The 6,641-nt window shown below is 63.6% G+C and carries 5 protein-coding genes; 3 read left to right on the top strand and 2 right to left on the bottom strand.

Annotation, left to right across the window (positions count from 1 at the left end; all coding sequences use genetic code 11):
- Positions 1–289: hypothetical protein (locus H5T65_13470; GenBank protein MBC7260238.1), on the top strand; the 289-nt coding region annotated here is incomplete at its 5' end.
- A 47-nt stretch (positions 290–336) separates the two neighbouring features.
- Positions 337–1,401, top strand: coding sequence for an SPFH domain-containing protein (locus H5T65_13465; protein ID MBC7260237.1), 1,065 nt, complete (start codon positions 337–339; stop codon positions 1,399–1,401).
- Positions 1,402–1,474: 73 nt separating this feature from the next.
- Here the strand turns inward: H5T65_13465 and H5T65_13460 are convergent, their stop codons facing one another.
- Entirely contained in the window at positions 1,475–2,188 is a 714-nt protein-coding gene (locus H5T65_13460) for an N-acetylmuramoyl-L-alanine amidase (protein MBC7260236.1), read from the bottom strand.
- 1,059 nt (positions 2,189–3,247) lie between these two features.
- On the opposite strand from H5T65_13460, the gene H5T65_13455 reads away from it, so the two are divergent.
- Positions 3,248–5,365, top strand: a complete 2,118-nt coding sequence (locus tag H5T65_13455) for a hypothetical protein (GenBank protein MBC7260235.1) — start codon at positions 3,248–3,250, stop codon at positions 5,363–5,365.
- Positions 5,366–5,624: 259 nt separating this feature from the next.
- Here the strand turns inward: H5T65_13455 and H5T65_13450 are convergent, their stop codons facing one another.
- Complete coding sequence (locus tag H5T65_13450) at positions 5,625–6,314, bottom strand: epoxyqueuosine reductase (GenBank protein MBC7260234.1); 690 nt, start codon at positions 6,312–6,314, stop codon at positions 5,625–5,627.
- Positions 6,315–6,641: the final 327 nt, after the last annotated feature.

Below are 6,641 nucleotides of genomic sequence, written 5' to 3'. Positions count from 1 at the left end.
GTTGCAAATCCTCATTGACCGGCTGAAGACGGCTTCCAACGGCTACGCCGGGTTGTTTGACGCCGTGAAAGTCAAGGAGGATGAACTGGACGCGCTGTACGAGTACGACCACCAGTTGCTCGGCTTCGTTCCGAGGATAGAAGAGGGAATCGGCAACATCGCCACAACGCTGAAGGAAGGCGGCGACCTGAACGTCGCCATCGCCGCGCTGATCACCGTCCTCCAGGAGATGGATACGGTGCTGAACCACCGCCAGGAGGCCATCCTCGGCGCGGGCGAGACCCAGTAAGTTCCTGGTAGCCAGGCAAGATTCTGAAAGGACGAAAGGAGTGTCCAATGGCACGGGTTTTTGATGTCATAGAATACTTTGACGAGACGGGGCAGGAGATCGTCCACCGCATTCCTGAGAGCGGCTCCGGCGACTTCCGCATCGGCTCGCAACTCATCGTGCGGGAGAGCCAGGCAGCCGTCTTCTTCCGAGATGGCAAGGCGCTGGACACGTTCGGCGCGGGGCGGCACACCATCACCACGGCCAACGTCCCGCTGCTGGTGGATCTCATCGGCAAGGCCTTTTCGGGCCAGACGCCCTTCAAGGCCGAGGTGTACTTCGTCAACCTGCGGGAGTTTCTTGACCTGAAGTGGGGCACGCCCGAACCCATCACGCTGCCCGACAAGGAACTGGGGATGGTGCGGCTGCGGGCGTTCGGCCAGTTTGCCATGCAGATCACCGACCCGCAGTTGTTCGTCAACAAGATCGTGGGCACGCAGGGCATCTACCGCAACGCGCAGATTGAGAACTACCTGCGGGGCGTGATCGTGTCCAGGATGACCGACGTTCTGGGCGAGTCCAAGGCGTCGCTGCTGGACCTGCCTGCGCTGTACGACGAACTGTCGGGGGTCATCAAGGCGCGCCTAGCCGATGACTTCAAGGCGCTGGGCATCACCCTCAAGGCGCTGTTCATCAACAACATCAGCCCGACCGAGGAGACGGCCAAGGCCATTGACGAGCGGGCCGCCATGGGCGCTATCGGCGACATGCAGAAGTACCTGCAGTTCAAGGCCGCCCGTGCGATGGGCGACGCGGCCACGGCAGGCGGCGAGGCGGGGTCGCTGACGGGCGCGGGCGTTGGGCTTGGCGCGGGCGTGGGCATCGGCGCGGCCATGGCGGGGGCGATCTCCGACGCGCTCCGCGCCGGTCGCGAAGGCCAGGCTGCGGCTCCGGCGGCAGCGGCGGCCGCCATGGTCAAGTGCCCCAACTGCGGCAACATGGTCCCCGCCGGCTCCAAGTTCTGCAACAACTGCGGCCAGAAACTGGCCGTGGAGAACAAGTGCCCCAACTGCGGCGTGGACGTGCCCCCTGGCTCCAAGTTCTGCCCCAACTGCGGCCAGAAACTGGCGTAGCAGGCCGCCGGCATGGATAACGATCGGGGGAGCCTGACCGAGGCTCCCCCGATGATGGTGCGGCGCCTGCCCTCTACGGGCCGCCCTCCAGAAAGCATATCAGCGCATTGGCCAGGCCCTGGGCTACGGCGTCCTGTCGGAGCACCAGGATCTCGCGGTCCAGGCGAAGGAAGCCGATCTCAATGATGGCCCCCGGCGTTTCGGGCGCGATCTCCTTCAGCGCGTGGTAGTGCAGCATGTCGTTGGTAATACTCCCTTCGTGGCGCGGCAACCCCGTGGCCGCCTGATACTCCTCCCACAGGCACGCCGCCAGCCGGTCGTCCACGGCGGGGATGGCGCTGTTCTGGACGCGGGCCACTTTGAACCCCGTGGCGCCCTCAATCGGCTCGCAAGAGTCGGCGTGGATGGCCAGGAAGGCGTCGGCCACGTAGCCGAGGATGCGCGGCGAGAACTCCGGCAGGAGTTCCACTTCGTACCCGTACCATTCCAGCAGGTCCTTGACCTTGCGGGCGACCGATAGGGTAATCTCCGCTTCGGTGAGGCCGTCCTCGCACGTGGCGCCGGAGTCATTCTGCCAATGGCCTGGGATGATGCCGATTTTCTTGGAGGGCAGGCCCTGAGGTCGCGGGTTTGGGTGCTGGGCCAGGAAGATGGAGGTCGGCGTGGGCGTGGGGACGGGGGGCACCGGGCCTGCGCCCGAGAACACCGCGACGTACAACAGCGCCCCCAGCGTAACCACGATGGCGCCAAGGAGCAGTCGCTCGCCCCATTTCAACTTGCGTTGCATGCTCTCGGTCAAGTGCCTGGCTCCCCCGAAGCGTGGTGTCCTCGCGCAGTCCCAAATATACCGCGGCCTCGGATTTTCGTCAACGCGGGCGCTGCGTTTGTGGCTGGAGGGCGCTGGGTGGGCCGATGCAGGCACGGTGGCGCCAGGCGCTTCGGGGCCCGTTTCGGCATGTACGGGAAACCTTTCCGGCTTGTGTGATAGATTCTTGTATGTGATGGAGGGAACATACTTGACAGAGAGCGGATTATTTCGTATACTTCATACAAGTCTCTCTTGGGAGACGCAGTAGAGCCCAGCGCCCTTGACAGAAAGCCCCCGCACCAAGGGGCCAGGCTCTCCGAACCAGTTGGAGGTCCTCGCTGTGTTGCAACGGGCGAATCCTGCTGGTGTGGAGGAGAAGGGAGGTGATTGTCCCGCAGGAAGATTTGCCGTTACTCGCTCGCACAAACTGCACCATATAGAGCAGCATCACCAGGACATGGGAGACACCGTGCTTATTCTTGGCCGCGCTAACGAACGCTCGCCCCTGCTGTGCACAGCAACGAGCGATCCAGGGCATGCGTTGTCCGAGAGGACAACGCGCGCAGGCCGAGACTGACCCCCATAACCGCGCGGTTGAGGCAGTCAAGGCAAGCGGCCAGGAGACTGGCAGCCGTTCGCAGCGCCTGAGCACAGGCCGCCGTCGTGCCATACCGACGCACCGATACGAGTTGCATCTTGTTTCAGCCTGACTTTTGCCGTGAAGTTCTGGCAGGGGTGGCTCATCGTCAAGGGCATTTGGCGCTCAAGCGCGGCATGACGAGGCCATGCGTGTTCCGATGCGAACGCTAGCCAACTCTAGTTGCTCAAGGAGGAGGCAAAATGTCCAAGAAGTTCATCGCTTTACTAGGGTTTGCTCTAGTCCTGCTGTTGGCCGCGGTGCTGATGGCAGGCTGTGCTGGCCCTCAAGGCCCCGCTGGTCCTCAGGGCCCCGCCGGCCCTCCGGGTCCAGCCGGTCCCCAGGGCCCTGCCGGTCCTACCACCCTGGTTACCCTGCCCAGTCAGCCCGAGACCTGTGCGGTGTGTCATAAGCGGGCGGGCGCCACGCATCAGGTGTACTACGAGGAGTTGTATCAGGATGGCGTGATCAAGGTTAGCGACATCGCCTATTCGTTCACGCCGCCCGATACCAGCAAGGTCAGTTTCAAGTTGACCAAGAACGGTGCTCCCTTTGACGTGCGGCAGGCCGACTCGTGGGGTGTCTACTTCGTACCCTACGCCGATTCCAAGTTCCAGTTTGAGCCCGCTCGCGGCCGGCTGTCTCTCAAAGGGAAAACCACCTATGACGGCCAGGGCGTTGCGACGACTGTGGTTACCGGCACCACGAACCTGGCGGCTATGGATGGTCTCATCGTCGTGTACGGCACGGATGAGATCGTCGGCAGTCTGCCCGCGCGCATCCGCCAGGGCAAGTACCCGTTCGTGGGCATGAAGCAAACCGGCAAGGGCGTGGATTACACGTCCCCGGCCAATGTTGCGGGCTGCGAGAAGTGCCACACGGTGCCCTACCTGAAGCACGGCTACATCTACGCCCAGGTGGATGGCGATCCGGCAACGGACTTCTACACCTGCAAGGTCTGCCACCTGGACAACGGTGAGGGCGGCCACTTTGAGTGGCAACTGCTGGTTACCGACCCGGCCAAGGCGCTTCCCGTCCTGGAGAGCGAAGAGAACGTAACGCCTGAGATCAAGGCCCAGTTTGCGTATAAGACCACAGTGATGAACGACGTGCACATGTCGCACGCCATGGAGTTCCCGTATCCCCAGTCCATGGCCAACTGCGTAACCTGCCATGAGGGCAAACTGGACAAGATCCTGGCCGACGCGAACTTCAAGACGGAAGTCTGCAAGAGTTGCCACCCGGTAACCACCGTTGAGGGGTTGGAGACGCCTGCGCCCGCCCTGAAGGCCGTCCTGCCGTCGCCGATTCACGACAACCTGGACCTGAACACCGTAGATTGCACCACCTGCCACGGCGAGGGGAAGGCGGCCCGGGGCTTCAGCAAGATCCACACCGGCTACGACCAGGCCATCTACACCGCATCCGGCCAGAAGTACTCGGACGCCATCAAGGTCAGCATTGACAGCGCGTCCTTCGCCGACAACAAGTTGACCTTCGCGTTCAGCGCGACCGAGGATCCCGACCTGGAAGGCGTCAACGCGGCCGACATCGTGCCCACCGTGCTGGTCAGCCTATATGGGTGGGACACGAAGGACTTCGTCCTCGGCGGCCATGAGCGGCTAGTGGACACCAACGGCGACGGCAAGATTGACCGCAGCGACCAGCCGATCTTGGAAGCCGCGCTGGGCGAAGAGCACGCGAACGTCACGGTAACGTCAGTCGGCGCCGGCAAGTGGGAAGCGACGTTTGACCTGTCCAAGTGGGCCGACCTGCTCACCAACGGCTCGGTGAAGCGCGCGGAACTCGCGGTCATGCCGGCTCTGAAGAACGCGGACGGTGTCATGGTCGCGTTGGTTGCGCCGTCGCGGACCTTTGACTTCGGCGCCAACGCCTTTGACGACAACTTCAACAAGCCCATCGTGAAGGTGGCGGATGGCTGCGACAACTGCCATGCCGCGCTGGGGACCACCTTCCACTCGCCGGACCGCGGCGGGAACGCGGTGGTCTGCCGCATGTGCCACATCACCAAGAGCGGCGCCGCGCACCTGGAGATGCAGTCGCGCTCGCTGGATTCGTACATCCATGCGACGCACGCGGGCCAGCCGTATGACGTCGGTCGCATTGACTTCGCCGATCCGGTGCAGGCCATGCACTACGAGCATCACGTTGAGTTCCCGTTCCCGACGCATGGCATCACCAACTGCGAGGCCTGCCACGTCAAGGGCACGTACGAGGCCGCGAGCGAGACTCAGTCGCTGCCTGGCCTCCTGTCGGCGGCTGCGACCTTGACGAATCGCGAGCGGAGCATCGGTGCCGTACCATCCTATGTTACCGGGCCCGGCTCCCGGGCGTGCGGTGGCTGCCACCGTGCCTTTGCGATCAACGAGGATGCTGTGGCCGAACTGGTAGCCTTCAATGTGCACACCCAGAACGGCGGCTACCTCGTTGAAGCGGGCGAGAATCCTGTGGACACCCTCATGAAGGTCATTGACGAGGTCATGGGGGCGTTCAAGTAGGGACTGCCATGGCAGGTGGGCTTCGGCCCGTCGTTGTCAAGCGAGAAGGGGCCCTTCGGGGCCCCTTTCCTGTTGTCGGGCGATCGCTTCGCGGGCCACGGAGAAGGATATCCCTCGCGGAAGCACAGAGGCACGAAGGGTTTTATTGCGTCATTGTGTGGGAAAGGGATGTTTCACACGGAGACACAAAGGCACAGAGTTTCTCCTTTGTGTCCTCGTGCCTCTGTGTGGGAAAAGAGCACCGAGCAGTGCCGGGCGGCTATTCGCCGTCCCACCATGTCGCCGCGCGCTTCTTGCCGATGGGGCAACTGCTGATGCACAGGTTGCACTGCAGGCGGGTGAAAGGAGTGATCTGCTTCACCTCGCGCTGCTGCTTGGCTCGCATCTCAGGCGACGGGGCGAACTCCGCGATGCACCGACTGCGATCAAATCCCCATGCGGTGAGCGCGCCCGTGGGGCAGCGGCTGATGCAGATGGAACAAGAGGCGCAATAATAGTCGGGTACGGGAGTGTCGGGCGGGAGTGGCGGCTCCACGAATACCGCCCCCAACCGCACCCTCGGCCCGAATTCCCGCGTAACGACCAGCCCGTTCAGCCCGCGCACGCCTAGCCCTGCCCGCACCGCCGCCTCACGCAGGTTCACCAGGCTCGCCGAGTCCACAAACGTGAGCGGCTCGGCCCGAACGCCCCGCGCGATGAGGTCCAGCGCCAAGAGCGCCGCGCGCGCCACCAGCGCTTCGTAGGCCACCTTGTGCCAGCGGCGGCGCCCCGCGATCTCCACATACGTGTTGAAGTCGTAGGCGTCGTCGGGCGTGTACAACCCCAGGACCACCACGCTCCCCACCCACGCGGGCAGGCCGTCGCCCTCGGGCGCGCAGATGCCCGCCAGGTCCCAGTCCCGATCGCGGGCCATCTGCTTGATCATCACGGCCAGTTCTCCTGGCGTCATGTCGCCTCACCCCCAGGCGTGGATTGCGGGGACGGACGCCGCGCGCCCCATGCGCAAGGATACTCCTCGCGCCCGCCGTCGTCAAGATAGCGCGCTGCGGGGCGCGTTTCAACTTGGGGGCAAATCCGGGAATGGCTGGGCTAGGATGGGTGAGAGCGTAGGGCAGGTTCCCATACCTGTCCTCTGCCTTCAGCGGCTATGGAAAGCCACCCTACGCTCTATGCGTTTCATGCTGCCGCTCATCGGTCTGATTATTGAATCTCGCTACTCCAATAGAACACTCGCATCTTCAGTTCGGCCCGTCAGAACAGGGGGCCGCTAGACGTA

This window comes from Chloroflexota bacterium, assembly GCA_014360805.1.
Taxonomy (GTDB): domain Bacteria; phylum Chloroflexota; class Anaerolineae; order DTLA01; family DTLA01; genus DTLA01.
This window is presented reverse-complemented; position numbering and strand designations above follow the sequence as displayed.

What these genes read in the sequence shown, in the direction of transcription:
- H5T65_13465 (MBC7260237.1), top strand. Translation starts at nt 337, where the DNA reads ATGGCACGGGTTTTTGATGTCATAGAATACTTTGACGAGACGGGGCAG.
- H5T65_13450 (MBC7260234.1), bottom strand. Translation starts at nt 6,314, where the DNA reads ATGACGCCAGGAGAACTGGCCGTGATGATCAAGCAGATGGCCCGCGAT.
- H5T65_13460 (MBC7260236.1), bottom strand. Translation starts at nt 2,188, where the DNA reads ATGCAACGCAAGTTGAAATGGGGCGAGCGACTGCTCCTTGGCGCCATC.